21 protein-coding genes are annotated in these 19,695 nt (G+C 40.9%); 12 read left to right on the top strand and 9 right to left on the bottom strand.

What is annotated here, in order from left to right; genetic code table 11:
• Positions 1-100: 100 nt before the first annotated feature.
• The 9 genes from FTU64_RS09245 to tviB form a co-directional block, all read right to left on the bottom strand.
• Positions 101-640 (bottom strand): serine O-acetyltransferase, encoded by a 540-nt coding sequence (locus FTU64_RS09245; protein WP_180059641.1) that lies wholly within the window; start codon positions 638-640, stop codon positions 101-103.
• A gap of 32 nt (positions 641-672) precedes the next feature.
• Positions 673-1,812, bottom strand: coding sequence for a glycosyltransferase family 4 protein (locus tag FTU64_RS09240; RefSeq protein ID WP_180059640.1), 1,140 nt, complete (start codon positions 1,810-1,812; stop codon positions 673-675).
• Positions 1,809-2,903: a glycosyltransferase gene (locus FTU64_RS09235; RefSeq protein ID WP_180059639.1), complete on the bottom strand. Its 1,095-nt coding sequence runs from the start codon at positions 2,901-2,903 to the stop codon at positions 1,809-1,811. The genes FTU64_RS09240 and FTU64_RS09235 overlap by 4 nt, the downstream gene beginning before the upstream one ends.
• Positions 2,900-4,015: a glycosyltransferase gene (locus tag FTU64_RS09230; protein WP_180059638.1), complete on the bottom strand. Its 1,116-nt coding sequence runs from the start codon at positions 4,013-4,015 to the stop codon at positions 2,900-2,902. Before FTU64_RS09230 ends, FTU64_RS09235 begins: the two co-directional genes overlap by 4 nt.
• A 33-nt stretch (positions 4,016-4,048) precedes the next feature.
• Positions 4,049-4,597, bottom strand: coding sequence for an acyltransferase (locus FTU64_RS09225; protein WP_180059637.1), 549 nt, complete (start codon positions 4,595-4,597; stop codon positions 4,049-4,051).
• A gap of 94 nt (positions 4,598-4,691) precedes the next feature.
• Positions 4,692-5,285, bottom strand: a complete 594-nt coding sequence (locus FTU64_RS09220) for a DapH/DapD/GlmU-related protein (RefSeq protein ID WP_180059636.1) — start codon at positions 5,283-5,285, stop codon at positions 4,692-4,694.
• Positions 5,285-6,457, bottom strand: a complete 1,173-nt coding sequence (locus tag FTU64_RS09215; protein ID WP_180059635.1) for an oligosaccharide flippase family protein — start codon at positions 6,455-6,457, stop codon at positions 5,285-5,287. Before FTU64_RS09215 ends, FTU64_RS09220 begins: the two co-directional genes overlap by 1 nt.
• Before the next feature lie 10 nt (positions 6,458-6,467).
• Complete coding sequence (locus tag FTU64_RS09210) at positions 6,468-7,490, bottom strand: NAD-dependent epimerase/dehydratase family protein (RefSeq protein WP_180059634.1); 1,023 nt, start codon at positions 7,488-7,490, stop codon at positions 6,468-6,470.
• 15 nt (positions 7,491-7,505) lie between these two features.
• The gene (gene tviB / locus FTU64_RS09205) at positions 7,506-8,783 is read right to left on the bottom strand and encodes a Vi polysaccharide biosynthesis UDP-N-acetylglucosamine C-6 dehydrogenase TviB (RefSeq protein ID WP_180059633.1); all 1,278 of its coding nucleotides are present in this window, start codon (positions 8,781-8,783) and stop codon (positions 7,506-7,508) included.
• Positions 8,784-9,182: 399 nt separating this feature from the next.
• On the opposite strand from tviB, the gene FTU64_RS09200 reads away from it, so the two are divergent.
• The 12 genes from FTU64_RS09200 (at position 9,183) to FTU64_RS09145 (ending at position 19,637) form a co-directional block, all read left to right on the top strand.
• On the top strand, positions 9,183-10,259 hold the full coding sequence (locus FTU64_RS09200; protein WP_216076663.1) for a polysaccharide biosynthesis/export family protein: 1,077 nt from the start codon (positions 9,183-9,185) through the stop codon (positions 10,257-10,259).
• Complete coding sequence (locus tag FTU64_RS09195; protein ID WP_180008026.1) at positions 10,259-10,687, top strand: low molecular weight protein-tyrosine-phosphatase; 429 nt, start codon at positions 10,259-10,261, stop codon at positions 10,685-10,687. The genes FTU64_RS09200 and FTU64_RS09195 overlap by 1 nt, the downstream gene beginning before the upstream one ends.
• 16 nt (positions 10,688-10,703) lie before the next feature.
• Positions 10,704-12,890, top strand: coding sequence for a polysaccharide biosynthesis tyrosine autokinase (locus FTU64_RS09190; protein WP_218950856.1), 2,187 nt, complete (start codon positions 10,704-10,706; stop codon positions 12,888-12,890).
• A 246-nt stretch (positions 12,891-13,136) separates the two neighbouring features.
• Positions 13,137-13,850, top strand: a complete 714-nt coding sequence (locus tag FTU64_RS09185; RefSeq protein ID WP_078191625.1) for an FKBP-type peptidyl-prolyl cis-trans isomerase — start codon at positions 13,137-13,139, stop codon at positions 13,848-13,850.
• A gap of 54 nt (positions 13,851-13,904) precedes the next feature.
• Positions 13,905-14,597, top strand: coding sequence for an FKBP-type peptidyl-prolyl cis-trans isomerase (locus FTU64_RS09180; protein WP_180059632.1), 693 nt, complete (start codon positions 13,905-13,907; stop codon positions 14,595-14,597).
• Between the two features lie 193 nt (positions 14,598-14,790).
• Positions 14,791-15,531, top strand: coding sequence for a dienelactone hydrolase family protein (locus FTU64_RS09175; protein WP_168379440.1), 741 nt, complete (start codon positions 14,791-14,793; stop codon positions 15,529-15,531).
• Between the two features lie 51 nt (positions 15,532-15,582).
• Entirely contained in the window at positions 15,583-15,942 is a 360-nt protein-coding gene (locus FTU64_RS09170) for an HIT family protein (protein WP_078191628.1), read from the top strand.
• Between the two features lie 155 nt (positions 15,943-16,097).
• Positions 16,098-17,144 (top strand): A/G-specific adenine glycosylase, encoded by a 1,047-nt coding sequence (mutY, locus tag FTU64_RS09165; RefSeq protein ID WP_180059631.1) that lies wholly within the window; start codon positions 16,098-16,100, stop codon positions 17,142-17,144.
• Positions 17,145-17,211: 67 nt separating this feature from the next.
• Positions 17,212-17,739 carry a M23 family metallopeptidase gene (locus tag FTU64_RS09160; protein ID WP_218949567.1) on the top strand — a complete coding sequence of 176 codons (528 nt, stop codon included), beginning with the start codon at positions 17,212-17,214 and terminating at the stop codon, positions 17,737-17,739.
• 15 nt (positions 17,740-17,754) lie between these two features.
• Entirely contained in the window at positions 17,755-18,000 is a 246-nt protein-coding gene (locus FTU64_RS09155; RefSeq protein WP_078191630.1) for a hypothetical protein, read from the top strand.
• A gap of 19 nt (positions 18,001-18,019) precedes the next feature.
• Positions 18,020-18,589, top strand: a complete 570-nt coding sequence (locus FTU64_RS09150; RefSeq protein WP_180049559.1) for a DNA-3-methyladenine glycosylase I — start codon at positions 18,020-18,022, stop codon at positions 18,587-18,589.
• Positions 18,590-18,614: 25 nt separating this feature from the next.
• Positions 18,615-19,637: an NAD(P)-dependent alcohol dehydrogenase gene (locus tag FTU64_RS09145; protein WP_168379437.1), complete on the top strand. Its 1,023-nt coding sequence runs from the start codon at positions 18,615-18,617 to the stop codon at positions 19,635-19,637.
• Positions 19,638-19,695: the final 58 nt, after the last annotated feature.

The raw sequence follows: 19,695 nt of genomic DNA, 5'->3' as shown, positions 1-19,695 counted from the left end.
GATTATACCCTGTTCGACGCCATCAGATTTGTAAAATATTTCAACAGCCAAAGGGACTCAAGTAGTCCCCATTCTAAAAGCTGCCAAAGAATATAGCAGTTTAGAGGTCTATCCAACGACGATTGACTGCATGACCTGGATTATTCATGCTGATAACTTTCGCGTAGTTTCCTACCGCAGTTGCATTTTCAGGAATATCTTTCGTCACAACGCTGCCCGCACCAATAGTGGCATTATTGCCAATTTTGACATGCTCAATGATGCAAACATTCGGCCCAATATAAACATTGTCACCAATTTCTGCAGCTTTACGCCCACCATTGGCACCAATCGTTGTAAATTGTGATAAATTCACATTATTGCCAAGCACAGTCGTAGGGTTAACAACCAGTGGCCCGCCATGACCAATAAACAAGCCATAGCCAATTTGAGTTGTGGTATGAATATCTATGCCGTACTGCTTTTTTTTATAATAATAAATGGGATAAGCCAACTTTGCCCAAAATGATTTTGCACTGGCTAAACGCAGCCAAAATGAAAAATTAAAACCACGATTGAAAAAATAAGTTTTCAAAAATGATTTAAAACCAAGATTGCCCGTATAGCGGTATAAATCACTTTTTATATATTTTAAGGTCATTTGGATCATCTCTTAAATTGGGCGAATCTCCTTTAATGGATACCCATTTCAGCCATCATATGTTTATTCACTTGATGTACATCATATTTATTCAGCGCAATTTCTCGCGAACGCTGTCCCATATATTCAATCAATTTTGGATCTTCAATAAAGTATTGCATGCATTGCACCAAATCATCTATAGACTTCACCCCGACCAAATAACCATTCACACCGTGCGATACCGTTTCACGACAACCTGGTGCATCGGTGGTAATAATAGCCCGTCCCATCGCCATCGCCTCTAATACCGTACGTGGCGTACCTTCACGGTAGGACGGCAATACATAGACCGAGCTTTCTGCAATTGTAGGACGCACGTCACTGAGTTTGCCCCAATATTTGAGGCGACCATCGGCAATCCATTCATCAAGTTCAGCTTGTGAAATGGCCGAAGGATTATCATCAATCCAACCGACCAAATGAAATTCCGATTCAGGATATTGTGCTTTGATGATGCGCGCCGATTCAGCGTATTCGCGCACACCTTTATCACCCAAAAGCCGTGCAATAAGTAAAAATGAGGCTTTAACTGTCCCCGCATCATTTTGCGGTAAGGGCAATACATCAAAGTCTTGTACATTGACCCCTGAGCCATTCACCACCACCGTCGGTTTTTCAGCGTCAAGCAAATGCATGTCTTGGAACAGCTTGAGATCATCAGGATTTTGGAAAAAGACTTTATCACTATGTTTCAAGGCTTGTGCATATAAACCATGCACCATTTTTTGAAACAGGCTGCGTTTACCCGATTCGACATTTTGGAAGGCATAACCTAGACCAGTAATTAAAGCAAAGCGATGTGGGATTTTTGCCAACCATGATGCCAGCGTGCCGTAAATGACTGGCTTAATGGTATAAGACAGCACATAGTCAGGCTGAATACGACGGATGCTTTGATATAAATGCTTGAGTAATTTTAAATCTGCCAGTGGATTAGTGCCAGTGCGTTGCATGGGAATATCATGTACGGTGTATCCGAGCGACTGCAACTGATGATATTCGTCAGGGAACGTACGCAGTTCAGGCGCCATGATGTGAATCTCATAACCTTGATGTGCAATCGCTTCTAACAGCTTGCCACGGAAGTTCAGTGCAGAGGGCAAATAACTACATATCATTAAAAACTTCATGCCTGTTGGCTCCACACCTGCATATATTGACCGCTGACGGTTTCGATACTGAAATTCTGTTCAACTCGTTCACGTGTTGCTTGTTTTAACGCGTGTTTTTCTGCTTCTGTTTTTTGCACATACGCCAAAATTTCCTCTGCCAAAGCGTGTGCATTCCGTGGCGGTACAATTGCGCCTAAGTCCTGCACAATGTATTTAGCATCGCCAACATCGGTGCTGATACACGGTAACCCTGATGCCATGGCTTCCACCAAGACATTCGGAAAACCTTCAGTAATTGAAGTCATAAGGAAAGCATCAATCGATTGATAAAACGCGGGCATATCTGAGATTTGATCCAATAAATGGACTTTTTCAACATCTAATTGATACTGCTCAAATAAAGCTTTGACGTCCACATTATCTAAACTTGCACCACTACCCGCAATTTTAAAGATGATGTTCTCATCTTTCAGTAAGCCCATGGTTTCAAATAAATATGGGTAACCTTTTGCAGGATGGTAACGTCCGGCAAAGCCAATCACGGTTGGCTGATGCAATTCTGGATTCGGCTGAAATTTATCGAGAAACACCCCATTGGCGATCACTTTACAATTTGGGTTTTGAAAACCAAATGCTTGGTGCTGTTCTAATGAAGAATGTGCACAATAAATAATGCTGTTCGGTTGTTTTGATAAAATTTTACTTAAACTTAAAGCAATCTTAGTGCTAATGGATTCATCTTTCGGGGAAGCAAGCGAGTGATGAATGCCCCACACGACTTTTGGTTTTTTTGCTAAGCCAATAACACTCAGACTGGTCAATGCATTGGCATGGTACATCCAGCATTGCACCGTTGCGGGCTGTAGCTTTTTGAGTAATGCGCGCAGCTGACTCACCGTACTCAGCGTATTTAAACCATTCCAACCGAGCGCATAATGCGACTGACAACGCTCTAAAGTACTTTGATACACCTCGGAAGTTTTCATCAGTGCAATGATCACGTGCTGATAGTCATGTTCAGTTTGCTGAATTAAGCGTGCCAACATCATTTCGGCACCACCCACGCCTGCAAAGTTGGTGATCACATGTACCATCAAAGGTTTGCTCATGCCGCCGACTCCATCATTCGCAAATACTGCTTGAGCACGGTTTGCTTATGAAACTGCTGAATATGTGATTCAAAATCAGCATCTTGATATTGCACATAATCTGCAAATATCGCTTGCTGCATCGCTTGGGTTAAACCTGCCTGATCATTACATTCAACCAATAAACCAAACTTAGAGTTTTCTAGAATTTCCATTGGTCCACTTGGACAGTTGGTACTCACCACTTTCACTTTAGAGGCTAAGGCTTGAATAAGTACACCCGGCAAGCCTTCCCAATTCGAGCTTAAAACAAATAGCGATGCATAATTAAAATAAGCGTATGGATTGGCATCAAAGCCCGGCAAATCCACCACGTCTTTTAAACCCAATTCAGCAACTAAAGCCTCAAACTCTGCACGCAGTTCGCCCTCACCTAAAATCAATAATCGGGTTTCAGGATGCTGATCATGCAAGGCTTTAAAGGAGCGGATCAGAAAACCAAAGTTCTTTGCTTCAGTGAGACGCCCCACTGCCAAAATCACTTTATGGTCATCATTTAAAAATTTGTGTGTGACTGGCGCTTTGAGTTTTTCAAAATAGGCATCGTCCAATACAGGGTTATAAATCGTGCTCAGATTATTATTATAGCCATAATATTCACGAAAATCGGCTTCAACCCCTTTGGAAACACAGACCACTTGCTGTGCCATGGGATAAGTCCAATTCACCAAAGTTTTCAGCAAAAATTTGGCAAGACCTTGCAATTTTAAGTTTTTGGACGGCGTAGATACTTCACGGAAGATTAATCGCGTTTTAACACCTGCGAGTTTTTTCGCAATACCTGCCACAATATTGGTGTGGGTTTGCGTTGCGACTAAGCAGTCGTATTGCTCAGCTTTCATTTTTATTTTTAAAGGCGTGATGCTATTCATCACCCGACCGCAATTAAAATTGACCAACTCAATTTTCGGGCTAACTTCAGGAAAAAGTTTAGCTTTATCACCATTCAGGTCACATACGCCTAAATGAATTTTAAGTCCTTGTTCAGCAAAACTGTTCGCCAGTTGAATGACCGTACGTTCTGCACCGCCACCGCCCAAGCTTGGCAAAAAGAACATGACTTTATTCAACATATGCAGACCTAAATTTTATGAAATGGGAAAATATTAAAAGTGGTTTTTTGAGGCTTGAATCGCCATGGCACGCTCAACACGCTCACGATAATCCGTGATACCTGCCAGCTCACTATCACTGGCACAGGTGCTTTGAATTTTGGCTTGATAGTCGACAAAACTGGATACCACTTTGGCAGGTACGCCAATCGCCACGCTATGATCAGGAATATCTTTTGTCACCACTGAGCCTGCACCAATCACCACATTTGAGCCAATGCTTACACCCGGCATTACAATAGTATTGACCCCAATAAACACATGCGATCCCACTTGAATTGGTGCAAAGCGTTGGTAGCGTTTACCTTGCGCATCTTTGACTAAACAGGTACTGCCATCATGAGTAATAAATTTCACTCCTGAAGTGACCGTCACATGATCACCAATGCTGACCAAAAATGGTTCTGAGCCCCAGCTTTTAATATAAATTCGGCAGTTTTTCCCGACTTTCACACCTTTTTTACGTGCATACGCCACACTGCCTTTTACCATAAAATAAGCCAAATCAAACAGCTGTCGAAAAGCAGAAACCATAAATGCCATACGTATGACCTATGTCAGGACCAGAAAATCAAAAGGGAGAAAATTAAGCTGAATATTTTACGCTGAAAATGTGTTTTACGATACGCATAGCACTTTACACAGATTTGATTTTTTTGGCCGGAATACCGACATACACCCCTGATTCAGGCAAAGGTTTAGATACCAAACTACAGGCGCCAATTACACTATCATCGGCAATAGTTACACCATCAAGTACCGTCACCCGTGCACCAAGCCAAATATTTTCGCCTAAACTGACCCCTTGTTTAGTAATCGCATCTTTCACCAACACATCAGGTTCACCAAATTTATGATTGCTGGCAATGATGATACTTTGCGTACCAATACGGGTGTTATCGCCAATGCTCACACCGCCACAGCCATTGATAAATGACTTAGAGTTAATACTGACATCTTTACCAATTGACACCTTGCCACCAAAGCATTTGATATAGCAGTTTTCACCAATAAAACTGTTATCCGCGATTTCTAAGCTCGCACCTTGTTCAACGATTAAACTGACATGATCGCCAATATAAACATTGTTGCCAATCTTCACTTGTCCGCTAATATCGACCGTACAGGCTTTGCCGAAATAACGAAATTTGGTGCCAAAAGCCACATTATAAAATTGCTGACGAGATTGTGCAGTGAACCAATTCATCAGTTTTAACAGTTTAAAAAACATCAGCTTTTGTTTCTCCACACCACATATAAAATGGCAAAGTTATAAATGATCAGTGCTACAGGCACCGCAAGCAACATATATACTTTATCAGCAAAGACTGCATAGAAGCCTGCAAATAAAGCGAACTTAATCATGAGTTCTACGATTTGCAACTTAAACAGCACTTGGCTATTGCGCTTAGCAATCAGAAAAGCTGAGCTTGGCGGATTACAGAAAATCGCCCAATAGCCCAACGCTAAAATTTGGAAATAGCTCGAAATACCCACCCATTCACTGCCAAAAACCCATAAATATAAAGATTCAGGCAATACAAAGACCAAAGCAAATAATGGCAGTGAAACCAGACTAAGTAGTACACTCGCCTTTAAAGCACTTTGATTGGAATCCGTGGTTTTAAACTTACGGATAAAAAACTGACGTAGGGTTTGTGAAATCAAATTGATTGGGACACGCAAAGTCCGTTCGACGATGGCATAAAAACCCATCACATGCACACCCACAAAATGCGACACCACATAATACGGCAAGTTATGTGAAAAACTGTTCAGCAAAGCATGCGGGGTATTGGCATAGATAAAATCTTGATAATTTTTAAACGCATGCCAACTGACTTGATAGAGCTGATACTTCAATAGGTAGAGCAACATCGCCACAATCATCAGGATCGAACTGACATTGTAGCTATTGACCAGACTGATCTGCATGAACAGTGGCAAACTCAGTTGCACTGCAACGACGATCGCACTTCTAAAAATATTTAAACCTGCACAAAAATATTCTTTGTGTGCTGAAAATTTGTAATTGTATAAGCTTTGAATGAGGGTATTGGCAAGCACGCCTGTGGCAACTGCGGTTGCCATTTCAATATTTAGAATAAAACTAATAACAATGCCGCTAACAATCGCGATGAAAGTTGAAAATACTACCCCTTCAAAGATCAGGCTTTTTTTATCACCTTCTTCGGCAACCAATAAAGCTTGATCAAGACGTAAATTCGCCACCGTCGATATAACACTGACTATCGCCAATGCAATCCCGTAAGCCCCAAAGTCAGCAACAGAATATAGGCGTGTTAAAACAGGAAGTGCGATAAATGTCATTATCGCACCTGCCAGTAAACTTAAGGTAATCAGCCCAATCGACTGATACTTTGCGAAAATTTTCGCAATCATCTGTTCAATATCATTTTAAGTTGTTTACGTACCAAAGCATGGCCAATTGAATGCCTTCGGCAATTTTAAACTGCGGTGCATAACCCAAATGTTGCTCAATTTTGGCAATGCTGGCTTGTGAATGACGTACATCACCTGCACGAAACTCACGATAGACAGGATCACGCGCAAAGTTCACCGCATTTTCAGCAAGTGCCACTTGAATGGCGCGATATAGCTCATTCAAAGTCGTGCGGTCACCCACAGCCACGTTATAGACTTGGTTTTTGGCTTCATCAGATGCTGTCGCCGCCAAAATATTGGCTTGAACCGTATTATCAATAAAACAGAAATCACGACTGGTTTCACCATCACCATTGATGAAGACATCTTCACCCGCGATCATCGATGCCGTCCATTTCGGAATCACCGCAGCATAAGCGCCGTTTGGATCTTGGCGTTGACCAAAGACATTGAAGTAACGTAAACCAATCGCTTTAAAACCGTAGCTGCGTGCAAAAACATCGGCGTATAGTTCATTCACGTATTTGGTCACTGCATACGGTGAAAGCGGATTACCAATATTTTCTTCTACTTTTGGCAATGCAGGATGATCACCATAAGTCGAACTGCTGGCTGCATATGTAAAGCTGGCAACACCTGCATCACGCGCAGCAGTGAGCATATTTAAGAAACCGCTAATATTGGTGTCATTGGTGATGATCGGATCGGCAATCGAACGCGGTACAGAACCTAAAGCGGCTTCATGCAGGACATAATCCACGCCTGCACAGGCTTTTTGGCAGTCGGAAAATTGGCGAATATCACCTTCAATAAAACTGAATTTTGCCCATTGCTCAGCAGTCACTAAACTTTGCACTTCATCCAAATTATGCTGATGACCTGTGGCAAAGTTATCTAAACCCACTACGGTTTGATTCAGCTTTAATAAAGTTTCAAGCAAGTTTGAACCAATAAATCCAGCAACTCCAGTTACCAGCCATGTTTTAGGCGCTATTTTAAGGTTTTCACATACCTGTTGATATTGATTCATTTTGGTATGGCCCTCTTACAAACGAAGATCAGATTCGGCTTGAGATAACACATATTTCAAGTCATACAATACATGCTCAGATTTACCTAAAGCACGGATCGCATCTGCACCCATGGCTTTAAACTGTTCATGTGCAACCGCTAAAATTACTGCATCATATTTGCCATTTTCCAGCGCCTGCACAGGGCTAATACCGTACTCATGTTCTGCCTCAGTCGCATCCACCCAAGGGTCATAGACATCGGCATCGATATGATATTCTTTCAGTTCTTTCACAATATCAATGATGCGGGTATTGCGGATATCCGGACAGTTTTCTTTAAAGCTTAAACCTAAAATTAAGACTTTGGCATCTTCTACTTGAATGCGTTTTTTCAGCATGGCTTTCACCAACTGAGTGACCACATAAGCGCCCATACCATCATTTAAACGGCGACCCGCTAAAATAATTTCAGGGTTGTAGCCAATCGCTTGTGCTTTATGGGTTAGGTAGTACGGGTCAACGCCGATACAGTGACCACCAACCAAACCTGGGCGGAATGGTAAGAAATTCCATTTAGTACCTGCCGCTTGTAATACCGCTTCGGTATCAATGCCCATTTTATTGAAAATCAATGCCAATTCATTAATTAAGGCAATATTCACATCGCGCTGTGTATTTTCAATCACCTTCGCAGCTTCAGCTACTTTGATGCTGGCTGCTTTATGTGTGCCTGCTTCAATAATCAGGTTATAGACTTCATCAACATAATCAGCAACTTCAGGTGTTGAACCCGAAGTGATTTTTAAAATATTCGTCACACGGTGCAGTTTATCGCCCGGATTAATTCGTTCAGGGCTATAGCCTGCATAAAAATCCTGATTGAATATTAAGCCTGAATTTTTCTCTAAAACAGGAATACAGACTTCTTCTGTTGCACCCGGATAAACGGTCGATTCATAAACAACCACATCACCTTTTTTCAACACTTTTGCAATGCTTTCTGAGGCTTTCACTAATGGCGTTAGATCTGGCTGCTTATATTCATCAATCGGTGTTGGAACTGTAACAATAAAGAAATTACAGTCTACTAACTGCTGTAAGTTCGTGGTGTAGCTTAAATGCGTTGCTTGCTTTAATTCTTCTGGTGAAACTTCTAAAGTATGATCTTGTCCGCTCTGTAGCTCATCAATACGCTTTTGATGAATATCAAAACCCACCACGGGAACTTTTTTTCCAAACTCAACAGCTAGCGGTAAACCGACATAACCTAATCCGATTATGGCAATTTTTAATTCGGAGAGTTGTAACATACTGAAGCCTATGTCATCGATGAATCATCAATCATCGTTATGTTGTAAATAGCGTTAAATTATATCAGAAAATCAAATTTCGATTGTGTAATGATGTTCTATGAGGACTGTAATTTTAATCAAAAATATTTATAGGATTAAACAATTCACCCTATAAAACCAACTTTGTATATTTAAAAAAATTCAAATAACAATAAGATCTTTAAAAAGATATTCATCCATGCAAGTCTTGATTAAACTTACGATTTAAAACAAATGTAAAGCTATATTCTACAAGGTGAATAGTATAAACTTAACATTCTAAAATGAGTAATTTGGGTACTTAAACCCGTATTTCAATGATTCAAATATTTTATAAATAGGATTTGTATTCGAGTGAGTTACTATCGTTATAGCTGTATGTTAGCTTTGAGTCTAAGTATGACGGGTTGTGCCATTACTTCAGGCTTACAAACCTATGACCTTCCTAAAGAAGGCACATTTCAAACTGATTTAGGCTCGACAGTCAATGTTATTAAACTAACTCAAGAAAATTTAGTTGCTGTTCAACCCGCCCAAGTAAATCAGCAAAATTTTGCCCATCTGTTCAATCAACAACAAAAAAGTTATCGTTTAAATCCGGGTGATATTTTATCTATTTATTTATGGGCATACCCTGAAATTACACCACCCACAAATACAATTAACAATCAAGATGCCATTATTTCTAATGGCTACCAAATTGATCAAAGTGGCTATATCCAATTTCCAATTATTGGCCGATATAAAGCTGCAGGAAAATCGCTGACACAAGTCAATCAGGAATTACGCAGCCAACTTGCTCGTTACTTAAAAACCCCAGATGTGATTGTTCGCGTACTTTCCTACCAAGGACAACGTTTTTCGGTTCAAGGTAATGTAATGAAAGGTGGTCAGTTTAATCTCACCGATCAGCCGACAAGTATTTATACTGCTTTAGGTATGGCGGGCGGAGTAAATAGTCAATTTGGTGACAATGCATCTTTAACCTTAGTTAGAAATGGTCAAAGTTATGTACTCAATAGTATTGAACTTGAAAAAGCTGGATATTCTTTACACAACTTACTCATCAAACCGAATGACACAATTTATGTCAACTCCCGTGAAAACCAAAAAATTTATGTGATGGGAGAGTCTGGAAAAAACCAATCTTTACCCATGCGTGAACAAGGCATGAGCCTCAGTGATGTCCTGGGGGAAAGTCTAGGGATTAACTCACTTTCAGCGAGTCGAGGTAAAATATACGTTGTGCGTAGCGATATGAATAGCCCAATGACTGAAATTTACCATTTAGATTTGACCAGTATCGGTGATTTTGGTCTCGCAAACCAGTTCAAAATGCGTAGCAATGATATTGTGTATGTTGATGCATCCGGTTTAGCTCGTTGGCAGCGTGTGATCAATCAAGTGATTCCTTTCTCAAATATGATCTATAACATGGACAGATTGGGCCAATAATGTTATTTAAAAATATTTTGGTGGTCTGTGTAGGTAATATTTGCCGAAGCCCTATGGCAGAATATCTCCTAAAAAAAGCTCATCCCGATCTGAATATTTATTCAGCGGGAATCTCAGGTATGATTGGACATGCAGCAGATGAAAAAGCTCAATACTGTATGCAAAAAATTGGCATCGATATGAGTGGACATATTGCCCAAAAATTAAATGCTGAACTGATCAAAAAATCAGATTTAATTTTGGTCATGAGTTCAAATCAACAAAAGCATATTGAACAGACATGGCCATTTGCAAAGGGAAAGACTTTTCGTTTAGGTCATTGGCAAGGTAAAAATGTGCCTGACCCATATCAGCACGATCAAGCTTTTTTTGACCAGACCTCAGAACTGATCCAATCTTGCGTTGCAGATTGGACTAAACAAATTTAACTTTTGATGTACGATTATGAGCCAAAATACCAATACAGAAGATACAATTGATTTAAAAGAATTATTTTTCTCTCTGATTGCACAGTGGAAGTTAATTGCTTTATGTGTAATTTTAAGTCTCGTTTGTGCCCTGCTTTATTTAAGAACCACGCCTGATACCTACGCAGTAAATGCACTGGTACAGGTTGAGGAAAGTAAAGGAACTTCAGCAGCACTCTTGGGTGATCTATCAAGCATGATTGATCAAAAACAACCTGCCCAAGCAGAAATTGAGATTCTTAAATCACGTTTAGTTCTTGGTAATGTCATTCAGAGTTTACATCTCGACCTAAAAATTTCCGGTACAGAAAATTCTTTCACTGATCGCTTATTTTCCCCGCATGAATATGTCACAGAATATAAAAATAAATCAGTAACTTTTAAAGACGATGAAAAAAGTTTTGAAGTCCGTCAATTTAATGTGCCTAACGTATATCGTGATAAAGACCTCAGTTTAAGCTTCGAAGATAATCTCATTACACTGATAGATACCGAAACTGAAGAAAAAATTCTGACTGCGAAGCTCAATCAAGCGAATTCATTACGTACCACTGATGGATCGTGGGATATTTCGATTTTTACCCGCGACAAGTTAAAAGATCACTACCTAATTCAAAAGCAATCTTTACCTGCTGCAGTTGATAATATTTTAGAGAATTTTTCGGTTGCTGAAAAAGGGAAAATGACCGGTGTCCTTGGATTAAATTATCAGGGTCAAGATAAAGAACATATTACCCAAGTACTCAATTCAATTTTAGCAGCCTATAGCCAGCAAAATATTGAACGCAGTTCAGCTGAAAGTGCACAAACTTTAAAATTCTTGGATGAACAACTCCCTGAATTGAAACAACAGCTTGATGTCGCAGAACGTGAATTTAACAAATTCCGTCAAGAGTTTAATACTGTCGATGTCACTAAAGAATCTGAGCTATATTTAACTCAAAGTATTACACTCGAAACCCAAAAAGCACAGCTTGAACAAAAAGTAGCTGAGGCGTCTGCAAAATACACCAGCGAACACCCAGTGATGCAGCAAATGAATGCACAATTGGGGGCAATTAATAGCAAAATTGCTGAACTAAATGCCACATTAAAAAAACTTCCAGATTTACAACGCCGCTATTTACAGCTTTATCGTGAAGTTGAAGTGAAACAGCAACTCTATACCGCTCTACTCAACTCTTACCAACAACTCCGTATTGCAAAAGCAGGGGAAATTGGTAATGTCCGCATCGTTGATACTGCAGTAGAGCCAATTGAACCTATTAAACCTAAAAAGTTAATTGTCCTTATACTCTCGCTATTTGTCGGTGGCTTTATTGGTGTATTAATTGCTCTTGTTCGCAATATGCTTCGCTCAGGAATTAAAGATTCTTCAGAAATTGAAAATAATCTGGATCTTCCGGTTTATGCCACTGTGCCACGTTCCCCTGTTCAAGAAAGTCGCATCAAGTTACTGAAGAAGAAAAAGACCATTCCTGTACTTGCGGTTAAAAATAGCGATGATATTGCAATTGAAAGCCTGCGCAGTATGCGTACTGCCATTCACTTTGCACTGACATCTGCAAAAAATAACCTGATCATGATTTCAGGGCCTGCGCCTGAAGTCGGTAAATCATTTATTTCTACCAACTTAGCTACGATTCTTGCGCAAAGTGATAAACGCGTTTTAATTATTGATGCCGATTTACGTCGTGGTTATTTAAACAAATACTTCAATCATGATAACCAACCAGGCCTTTCTGAGTATTTAAATGGGCAAAGTGGCATTGACAGTATTGTTAAAACAACAGAAATTCCAAATTTAAGTGTCGTAACTCGGGGTAAAAGCCCAACTAACCCTTCTGAATTATTAAGCTCGAATAAGTTCAAAGAGTTCTTAGATTTAATTGCCGACAAGTTCGATCATGTGATTATCGATACCCCGCCTGTACTTGCTGTAACTGACGGTATTATCATTTCACAATTTGCAGGTGTAAATCTTGTCATCGCGCGTTATGCAAAAACCCAGATGAAAGAACTTGAACTCACTGTAAATCGCTTCGAACAAGTGGGTGTCAAAGTTAATGGGATTATCTTGAATGATATCCAGCGTAGTTCTGCTGGTTATGGTTATGGCTATAACTATTCATACGGTTATAAAGCAGCTAAAGATCAAGACTAATTCAAGCCTATTCAAAAAAGCCACCGAATACGGTGGCTTTTTTTATTTTCGAAATTTATGTTGCATGCATCTTTCTGTATAAAAAATGTTTTATATATTCATACCGTTATAGTATAAAAATAAGAACATGACTATGATGATCTTTCCTGCACCTTACCTGATCATAGAGATAGGTAAGCGCTGAACAGGAAAAGTCTGCTAGAATTTCAGCAACTTTTTACATATAAAATAATTGTGGGAAAATATATGAGTAAGGCCCTACCTATCGCTGTCGCTGTATTACTCGGCGGTGCCGCACTTGTTCCTGTTTACTATGCAACTAAAACACCTGCTACGCAATCAGCAACATCAACTCAACCAGCTGCAAATGCTTCTGCTGTCGCTAAAATCAGTTATGCACTTGGTTATGAAGTTGCCCATCAAACGCCTCCAGAATTAGATATTGATAGCTTTGTCACTGGCGTTCGTGCGGGTCATGCTCGTGCAAAACCTGCATATACTGAAGAAGAATTACAAAAAGCATATGCTGAGTTCCAGCAAGAAATGCAAAACAAGCAGCTCGAAAGTAATAAGCAAGCACAAAGTAGCAGCGATAATTTCTTAACAGAAAACAAAAGTAAAGCTGGGGTTAAAACCACTGCTTCTGGTTTACAGTACCTAACAACGAAAGAAGGTACAGGTAAACAACCGCAAGCCACATCAGTTGTTAAAGTTCACTACACAGGTAAGTTAGTGGATGGCACTGTATTTGATAGTTCAGTACAGCGCGGCGAGCCAATTGAATTCCCATTGAATCAAGTGATTCCAGGTTGGACTGAAGGTCTACAGTTAATGAAAGAAGGCGGCAAAGCCACTTTGTATATTCCTTCAAACCTCGGTTATGGTGCTCAAGGTGTTCCGGGAACGATTCCACCGAACAGTACTTTAATTTTTGATGTAGAACTCATTGAAGTTAAATAATAAAACCGGTACAGGAGAGCTTTTCGCTCTCCTGCTTTATTTTGAGACTCGGTCATGAAATTACAGATCAGTATGTTGTGTTTGGCACTCTGCTCAAGCACTGTATTTGCCAAAGATGTCAGTAATAAAAGTAGTGCTGCAGAACAAGTGGGTTATAGTTTTGGTTATTTAATGGGACGCAGTAATGCTGAATCCATTAAGGATTTGGATATTGATGCATTTGTTGCAGGTTTAAAGGCAGCATCTAAAGGTCAAGCTTCGTCACTAACAGATGAAGAAATGACCCGTGCCTTAACCCAATATAAAAAGCAAACCGAAGCGAAACAACTGATTGAACTGAAACAAAAAGCGGATGCGAATGCCACCATTGGTGCAGCTTTCCTTGCTGAAAATGCCAAAAAACCGAGCATTCAGGTCACGAAATCTGGCCTGCAGTATCAAGTCATTCAAGCTGGCAAAGGTAAGTCACCCAAAGCAAATTCAACAGTGAAAGTTCACTATGAAGGTCGCTTAATTGATGGTACTGTTTTTGATAGTTCAATTGCACGCAACCAACCTGCGATGTTCCAAGTGAGTCAAGTCATTCAGGGTTGGACAGAAGGTCTACAGTTGATGAAAGAAGGTGCAAAATATCGCTTCTTCATTCCTGCCAATTTGGGCTATGGTCAAATTGGTTCAGCAGACGTCATTGAGCCAAATAGCACGCTGATTTTTGATGTAGAGCTCATTGAAGTTCTCCCGAAATAACAATACTCTCTTTAGGAGCATCGACAAATCTCGGTGCTCCTCAATATTTCTTCTTTCCATTATTTTCTTTTACAATTTTTTTGATTGATTTGACTTAAAATTCACATTGATATCTTATATTTATTTCACAAAACTATTTTCCCCTTTATTTTAAATCTTCATTAACTGCGTAGCCGCACATAAGGATTTGACCATGACCGTTAAAATTAAGACGCGCGAAATTCAATATACAGCAGCGGATGGAACTCAACTTTTTGGCTATTTTGCCGCACCAGAGTCAGACACTGCAGTCGCAGGTGTATTAGTTGCCCCTGAATGGTGGGGACGCAATGAATATACCGAACAACGTGCGCGTGAATTGGCAGAACAAGGCTATGCTGCTTTCGCTTTGGATATGTATGGTGACAAAAAAGTCACCACAGATGCCAAGCAAGCTTATGAATGGATGATGCAAACTTTTGATCATGCCGACACCATTGTGACCCGTGCGTCTGCTGCATTAAACACTTTGGCACAGCAAAAAGAAGTAAATGCAGATAAACTCGCAGCTATAGGCTTTTGCTATGGCGGAAAAGTCGTGCTGGATTTAGCTCGTTCAGGTGCTGCATTAAAAGCTGTGGTGACCTTCCATGCAACACTTGCTACAGCGACTCCTGCACAAACAGGACAAGTCCAAGCAGAGATTTTAGTGCAACATGGTGAGCTCGACTCGATGGTGAGCTTAGATGATGTTGCGACCTTTAGAAATGAAATGGATGCTGCCCAAGTGCAGTATCAAATCAATATTTTTGAAGGTGCAAAGCATGGCTTTAGCAACCCGATGGCGGATGAACGTGCCAAAGCCAACGGCGTAGATTTAGCTTATAACGCTGCTGCAGAACAGCAAAGTTTAGCGGCCATGTATGCCTTGTTAGCACGCCAGCTTGGTTCTTAAAGCCATAAGAACCAATACCAATATTTAATTTATAAAAATGAGGAGAGCACAATGACAGAACTCAATTGTCCATATTGCAATTTTGACGAATATGACGTGATTGCAAAAAATGATTTTGGTGTTGTACTTCCTGAACCACATACACTGTCTAAAGGGCATGCTGTCATTGTCCCGCTACGTCATGTTGGTTCATTTTTTGAAATTACTGATAAAGAACGTAAAAGTTTAATGTCCTTACTTGAACAAGCGCGTAATGAATTAAATTTACGCTATCAACCTACAGGCTTTCATATTGGGTTTAATGATGGACAAGTTTTTGGCGAAGCCACTGAACATGTGCATATTCACATTATTCCACGTTATGAAAACCAAACATTGGCGCTCGATACCCGCTGGGGCTTTAAAAGCTAAACTTTAAAAATTTACACTCACTAAGGAGCCTCGGCTCCTTTTTTGATGGCCACTATTTTTGCATTTCCCCTGATATACAGTTTTCGTTTTGAACAAAAAGAATGACTATTGAAAGATGTATACTAGGCAGGTTTTTTCAATTTTGACTGTATTGCATGTTTAACTTTTCTGATGCCCTTCTCGACTGGTTTGATGTCCATGGTCGTCATGACTTACCGTGGCAAGTGAAGGATGACCCTTACAAAGTATGGGTTTCAGAAATTATGCTACAACAGACTCAAGTCAAAACCGTCTTACAATATTTTGATCGATTTATTCAACGGTTTCCGACTGTTGAAGATTTAGGCCATGCTTCGTGGGATGATGTGGTACCCTATTGGGCTGGCTTAGGCTACTATGCACGGGCTCGGAACTTACACAAAGCCGCAGGTATTGTTGCACGTCAGGGACATTTTCCAAGCAATCTTGAGCAATGGATGGAACTACCCGGCATCGGCCCGTCTACCGCAGGTGCGCTGATGTCTTTGGGTTTAAGACAATATGGCGTGATTATGGACGGCAACGTCAAGCGAGTATTGTCTCGATTCTTTGCTATTGAAGATGATTTATCGAAACCTGTACATGAACGGGCCATGTGGCAACTGGCGAGTGAGCTTTGCCCCACTGAACGCAACCACGATTATACCCAAGCGATTATGGATCTTGGTGCAACCATTTGCACGCCGAAAAAGCCGCTCTGTTTATATTGTCCTATGCAGCAGCACTGCAAAGCACATGCTCAAGGTTTAGAGACTGAATTACCTTATAAAAAGCCTAAAAAGCCTGTTCCAGTGAGAGAGGCCCAAGTCATGCTGATTCAATCTGCAGGAGAATGGTTGTGGATACAACGTCCGAATAGCGGTCTATGGGGTGGTCTGTGGTGTTTACCTATTTTTGATCAACCCCATGAGTTTCAATCCTACACTCAGCAGCTTGGACTGAAACCTACCACCACTCAAGTGCAGATATCACATAGCTTTACCCACTTCACTTGGCTTTTAGAGGCTACAGTGTTTAGCGTTGCCGCCGATCAAAAAGAGCATTTAGCCATTGAATGCAACGCACAGTGGTATACCCCGATACAAGCCACTGCACTCGGTATTCCAACCGCCATGAAAAAACTCATTTCTACGCTAGAACTCGAAAGCCATTCTATGCCATAGTTTTGAACTGCTCATCAATTGAATAGGGACAAATGTGACTCAAGGATTTTTTCAGCTTCGCAAAGGATTGTTCAGCGGTATTGGTTTTATTTTGCTTTTACTCAGCGCCTGTACGTCGACTCCACCCAAACCATCAGGCAGTACATTGCCTGCTCATGAAGTGAAAAAATTACAAAACATGCGTTTATCCAATCAATTGCCTGTTCCTGTTCATCAAGTCAAACGAAGTGCGCTCAAGGATACTTGGGGCGCAGCGCGTAGCCAAGGACGAAGCCACGAAGGCATTGATATTATTGTTCCACGTGGAACAAAAGTTCTCAGTGCTACAGAAGGTTTAGTTGCTGACTTACGTAATAACAATTTGGGTGGTAAAGTGATATGGATTATGGGGCCCGCAGGTTCTTGGCATTATTATGCGCATCTTGATGGTCATAAACGTGGCTTAAATGTCGGCGACTATGTCAAAAAAGGTGATGTCATCGGCTATGTAGGTAATACTGGCAATGCTCGACATACTGCACCACATTTGCATTATGGCATTTACTTGGGTGGTAAAGGTCGCAATGCCGTTAACCCCTATCCATATTTACGTTAATTTTAGGAAACATACATGTCAGAAGCGTTGATCAATCGTCTGGTGGAATTTGCAGAATCTGGTAATCAACAAAAAATCAGCCTCAATGGACAGTCTTATCAGGGCTGGATCATGGAGATCACTGAAGAAGCATTACTCATCAGCACCGGCTACGCAGACAAATCAGGTAAAGATGTATGGATTCAATTTGCCGATCTCGATCAAGCGGAACTGTTGTATTGGGACAATAAAAACGATCAATGGACTGTCTTTAAAATTTAAGTCAAAAGGAGCATTCAACATGACGATACAACGCTGTGCTTGGTGCTCCGAAGATCCTTTGTATATTGCCTACCACGACACTGAGTGGGCTAAACCTAGTTTTGATGAGCAGCATCTGTTTGAAATGCTCTGTCTGGAAGGACAACAAGCGGGGCTGTCTTGGATCACTGTGCTGAAAAAGCGGGCTTGTTATCAGCAGCATTTTTTTCAATATCCAATTGCCAAAATTGCAGCGTTGAGTGACCTACAATTACAAGAAAAATTACAAGATTCAGGTTTGATTCGTCATATCGGCAAACTCACTGCCATTCGAGATAATGCAAAAGCATGGCAACAGTTAAAAGCCCAAGGGATTCATCCAGTGGAATTTCTTTGGAGTTTTGTCGAAGGTCAAATTGCCAATAATGATGTAGTTGAATATCGTAGCGCCCCTGCACAAACCGCTCAAAGTCAGGCAATGTCCAAAGCATTAAAAAAGCATGGCTTTAAATTTGTCGGCCCGACGACTTGCTATGCTCTGATGCAAGCTATCGGCATGGTCAATGATCATGAAAATCACTGTGACTTTAAATACACGCACGAAGAATGACCTCAAAAACAGAAAGGATAGAATAATGAGTAACAACACGATCCACGCCTATGCAGCAATGAACAGTGGTGAAGCCCTTGTTCCCTACCAATTTGATGCAGGTGAATTACAAGCCCATCAGGTTGAAGTCAAAGTCGAGTATTGCGGTCTTTGTCACTCAGATATTTCTATTATCCAAAATGATTGGAAATCTTCGGTTTATCCTGTGGTCCCAGGGCATGAAGTGATTGGAACCATTACCCAACTCGGCAGCGAAGCCAAAGGACTGAAAATCGGACAACGTGTGGGCATAGGCTGGACAGCAGAAAGTTGTCAACACTGTGACCCATGTATCGATGGTCGCCAAGTGCAATGTACTGGAACCAAGACAGCGACAATCGTCGGTCATGCAGGTGGCTTTGCCGACAAAGTCCGTGCTGGCTGGCAATGGGTTATTCCGCTTCCAGATGATCTTGATCCAACCAGTGCTGGTCCTCTGCTCTGCGGCGGGATTACGGTATTTGATCCCATTTTACAGCACCAAATTCAGGCCATTCACCATGTTGCCGTGATCGGCATTGGTGGTTTAGGTCATATGGCGATTAAACTGCTCAAAGCTTGGGGCTGTGAAATTACCGCATTCAGCTCAAACTTAGATAAAACCGATGAACTTAAAGCTATGGGGGCTGACCATGTGGTGAATAGTCGTGATCTTGCCGCGATTAAAGCACAACGTGGTAAGTTCAATTTAATTTTAAGCACGGTCAATGTGACGTTGGATTGGCAAGCCTATCTTTCAACTTTGGCACCGAATGGAAGCGTTCACATGCTCGGCCTAGCACTTGAGCCGATGCAAATCCCCGCAGGTATGCTGATCAGTGGTGCTAAATCTGTCACTGGCTCATCAACAGGCTCTCCTGCAGCACTGCGTGAATTACTTCGATTCGCCGCACGTCAAAATATTGCACCTCAAATTGAAATGTATCCAATGTCTCAGGTGAATGAAGCGATTGAACGTTTGCATTCAGGAAACGTGCGTTATCGTATCGTGTTGAAAGCTGATTTTTAACGGCAAAAATCTAAGCCCAAAAAGCCTGCTGCATGCAGGCTTTTTTTTGTATGCTTTA

The sequence above is a fragment of the Acinetobacter sp. YH12128 genome, from assembly GCF_013418655.1.
In the GTDB taxonomy this organism is placed as follows: domain Bacteria; phylum Pseudomonadota; class Gammaproteobacteria; order Pseudomonadales; family Moraxellaceae; genus Acinetobacter; species Acinetobacter amyesii.
Note: the sequence above shows the minus strand (reverse complement) of the source record. Positions and strands in the feature narration are given on the sequence as shown.